This is a genomic window from Mesorhizobium sp. M1A.F.Ca.IN.020.06.1.1 (assembly GCF_004023265.1).
Taxonomy (GTDB): Bacteria; Pseudomonadota; Alphaproteobacteria; order Rhizobiales; family Rhizobiaceae; genus Mesorhizobium.
In genome coordinates this window covers 1-2519 of sequence record NZ_RZSR01000883.1, presented here as the reverse complement: position 1 = coordinate 2519, position 2519 = coordinate 1, and the positions used below count along the sequence as shown (strand labels likewise).

Here is a 2519-nt window from a genome sequence, read left to right as displayed (position 1 = left end):
GGATCACATCCCGTTTATTTGTCTATCGCTTCCCAACATCCCTGATCGTTCGCATGCAATTTCAATCGGCAGCGACGCCCCCTTGCGGCAAATTTTGGAACGCGCGTATTGGCTAGAGAAAGCTGGATGCGGAGCACTTGCTATCCCCTGCAATACCGCACATCTGTGGGCCACAGAGATTAAACAAGCGCTGTCAGTAAAACTGATCGATATGGTGGAGATCACACGACAAGCCATGGAGGGCTCACGTCGTAGCGAGGCGCGCAATCTTCGTTCAATTTCCTTGGGAACGCGCGCATCTATGGAAAATGGCCTTTACACTGAACCAAACGAAAAGGAATTCGGCAAAAAGTTTCTTCGCAGCCTCAGGAAACTTCAGGATGATACCGTCAGGATCATAGCTGACGTAAAGTCCGGTAATATTACAGAGGCGCAGGACAATCTAATGAGACTTGTCCAAGCTGCCAGATCGTTCGAACCTGACAAAATTATCCTAGCTTGCAGTGAATTGTCAGCGATCTGCGGAGATCTCGCAGACGACAATGACATTGTCGACCCGATTAATATCCTTGCTGACGCTTGCATTGACTGGTGGAGAGCAGAAAGCCAACCTAGGGAAGAACAGCAAGCTTATCCATTCGCGGCCTTCGAAACTGCGTTGCCGATCGAGATAAGCGTCGGACGCATCCACGCAGGAGCCTGACCCTCAGGAACCGTCCCTCGACCACAAGATGGCCGTTGGCGCGCGAGCGCTGCAGATAGCTGACAAGAGCGGTCTTGCCTTCGGGATATCTGAGCAGCGCTACGAGGTAGCTTCGACGGAACGTTGATGCGGTGCCGATGTCTTGTGTCGCGAGCCAATCGATTACGATGCGTCTGGCGTCTCCATCCCCGACCTCTGCGAGATAGGCTGCAACTGCCTGAGCCTCCTGATGGATTTGCCCGGCGATCATCTCGCGCGCGAGCGGCAGCAATTCAGGTGTGTAAAAGTCTAGTGCGTGGAGGGTAGCGAGAATCCTGAGCCGGGTGCGGCCGGGAGTTGCCGGCGCCAGGAAGGCAGGAACCAAGGAACCCACCTCGCCAGTTTTTCCGGCAAACGCCGCGAGACCCCCGTCGGCATCAACAGAGACCGACTCACGGGCGGCCAAAACGTTTTCGACGCGGGAACGGAGCGCTGACGTGTCCCGATTGCTGGAGGAGCGGGCTTGTACGGCATTCACATGCACCGGAGCGCCGGCCAGAACCATGTCTTCAGGCTCTGCGTTACAGCCATGGACAGCGAGCACTTCCATGCGCAGCACCTGGCCACCAGATTGAGCGTCGGCCTCGCGCGGGGCGCGCAACGATGTCGAGAGGGTGCCGGCACCAGACCATCTGGCCGCAATATAGCCGTCCGGGCGACGAGGGGATCCGGTCGGCCAAGCTCGGCCAACACCAGCTCATCGAAACCTGTCCTGCGTAGAATGCGCTCGCAATGGCTTCCCGTCAGGTCGCGCGCCATCGACGTGCGCCCGTTGCGACGGGCTGCCAAGCGCAGCAATTCGGTCTCGAGCGCCGCGCCGGCGCGGTGCCTCAGTGCATCGAATTGCCAAGGTTCGCAAAGCCGGGCAGGCAATCGCCGAGGGCCTCCCGACTAACCTCTCCAGATCCAGTTGTTCATCTGGCACGTCTTTTGCTCGGAGATGTCTTGACGATGAGGACGACACATCTGGCTGATGCCTGCCACAAGCCACGGGAGCGCACCCGATCAGCCATCATGCTGAACGTCTCCAGTTCGGTGCTGTTGAATCGGAATTTTTAAAATGCAGGCAGTTTCTAGCGGTTTGAAATTCGTGACTTCAACCTGGCCAAGCCGGTGACCTTCTGCAAACTGCCCGATCTCGATGATCATCAGCTGCGCGACAAACACGATGATCTCATTCAGTTTGTCGTCCCACAGGAGGTGAGTTATGAGGAGCATTGAGGAGCGGGGCAAGGCACCCATCTCCGTATTTGGCGCCATCGAACATAGCGTCGTGGACGATTCTCCCGCCGAACCGGCGGTTGGCGTTGAAGGACCGGGCCAATCATCCTGTTCTGTGGTGGAGCAGACGCGCGGTGAGCCGCAACCGTCAAGCACCCTCCAGCCCACCAGCGTCCTTCATCTGCAGCCGGAGCTGCTCGGTGAGATTGCCGAGCGGCTCAGCCCGATCGATCTTCTGATGATGTCGCAGACAAATCAACAGCTGCGCGTCGGCGCTATGGTGGTCGCAGCGCCGCAAGAAAGCCGTCAAAGGGCTATCCGGGTTCAAGCCATCTGGAACAAGTTGACGGAGCCCCTGCCAGGTGTCTACCCCTCTGCCCTATTGTTGCATCCCAGCGTGATCCAATCTCTCGCGCCCAACTTGAATTGCCTCACCATAGTGCAGCAGCAGCGCCTCGTCGCGCTCGTCGAGGGGCTTGCGGAGCCGCAGTATCGCGCCTCGGCTCTATGGGGCCTCGGAGAGGGCGTGGCGGGGCTTGCGCCCGAGCTCCAACTC

General features: G+C 58.3%; 3 protein-coding genes. 2 read left to right on the top strand and 1 reads right to left on the bottom strand.

The genetic code is table 11. The annotated features are described in order from the left end of the window. Nucleotides 1-703: aspartate/glutamate racemase family protein (locus tag EOA60_RS28480; protein ID WP_164899608.1), on the top strand; the 703-nt coding region annotated here is incomplete at its 5' end. A gap of 1044 nt (nucleotides 704-1747) precedes the next feature. Here EOA60_RS28480 and EOA60_RS37820 read toward each other — a convergent pair. Further along, nucleotides 1748-1909, bottom strand: a complete 162-nt coding sequence (locus EOA60_RS37820) for a hypothetical protein (protein ID WP_164896367.1) — start codon at nucleotides 1907-1909, stop codon at nucleotides 1748-1750. Nucleotides 1910-1949: 40 nt separating this feature from the next. Here EOA60_RS37820 and EOA60_RS28475 point away from each other — a divergent pair. Beyond that, nucleotides 1950-2519 (top strand): hypothetical protein (locus EOA60_RS28475; RefSeq protein ID WP_164899607.1); only part of this gene is annotated, 570 nt, incomplete at its 3' end.